This window comes from Elizabethkingia sp. YR214 (genome assembly GCF_003058195.1).
In the GTDB taxonomy this organism is placed as follows: Bacteria; Bacteroidota; Bacteroidia; order Flavobacteriales; family Weeksellaceae; genus Elizabethkingia.
Window position 1 is genome coordinate 1 of record NZ_QBUH01000024.1, and the last position, 1381, is coordinate 1381.

At 36.6% G+C, this 1381-nt stretch carries 1 protein-coding gene; it reads left to right on the forward strand.

The features are described 5' to 3' along the window. Positions 1-1381 (forward strand): peptidase M61 (locus tag C8J95_RS18575; RefSeq protein WP_108454160.1); only part of this gene is annotated, 1381 nt, incomplete at both ends.

Consider the following 1381-nt stretch of genomic DNA (forward strand, 5'->3'; position numbering starts at 1 on the left):
TTTATCGGTTATATAGATAAAATGCAAGATGTACCTTATAGACTGGTGATACAAAAACCAGCAGATTTATATGGTACTACAGCTCTAGTAGATCAGGATAAATCTGATGTTACGGATACGTATGTTCTGGCAAACTATGCTAAAGTAACGGATTCACCATTAATGTATACCAAACCTAATTATACAAGCTTTAATGCAGGTGGTATGGATCTGGTTTTGGGGGTATACTCTCCTACCGGCAAATACAAAGCTGCGGATTTTAAAGATAATCTGGAGAAAATGGTTGTTGCCCAAAAGAAATTCTTGGGCGATATGAACACCAATAAGAAATATGCTATTATGTTGTATTTATCTGGTGGAGACGGACCTAGCATTAAAGGTTACGGAGCATTGGAGCACCATGAATCCACAAGTGTAGTCCTTCCGGAAGCAATGTCTAAGGAAGCCATTGACAAGAGCCTTACGGATGTTGTTTCTCACGAATTTTTCCATACTGTAAACCCTTTAAAAACGCATTCCGAGGAGATACACTACTTTGATTATGCCGATCCAAAAATGTCTCAGCACTTATGGATGTATGAAGGCGGTACCGAATATTTTGCTAATTTGTTCCAGATACAGGAAGGCCTTATCGATAAGAATGACTTCTTAGCCAGAATAAACCAAAAAATTGCAGGTTCCAAAAGATATAAAGATACCTTACCATTTACTGTAATGAGTAAGAATATCCTTCAGGATGCTTATAAAGATCAGTATGCAAATGTTTACGAAAAGGGAACGCTTCTTACCATGTGTCTTGATATAGAATTAAGAGAGCTATCGAAGGGTGAAATGGGTTACCGTGATATGATCAGAAAACTATCTCAAAGATTTGGAGAAAACAAACCATTTAAAGATGATAAGTTAATTGACGAGCTGGTTATTGTTACAGGCTACCCACAGGTAAAAGATTTCTACAATAAATATATTGCCGGAAACGAGCCAACTCCGTACGAGAAATATCTGAATAAGGTAGGAGTAGAAGTTGTAAAAACTGAAAAACCAATGTTCTGGCTGACGAAGAATCCAAACGGGTCAACTTCTTACAACAACAAAGACAACACATTTACTTTTTCTCCTGATGCCGAGGTATCTCCTTTCGGAAAAAGTATAGGTTTTAAAACTACAGATGAGTTTCTTGCTGTTAACGGAAAGACTATTGACTTTTCAAAAATGAGGGACTTTATCAACTACATGGCCAGCATTAAAGAAGGTGAAGATGTTACCATTACAGTGTTAAGACAAAACGGAGATAAGAAAGAAAAAATTGACCTTAAAGGAAAAGCTATCATTGATAAACTTGTAAATGAAAAATTACAGTATAAAGCTAATCCTACTCCCG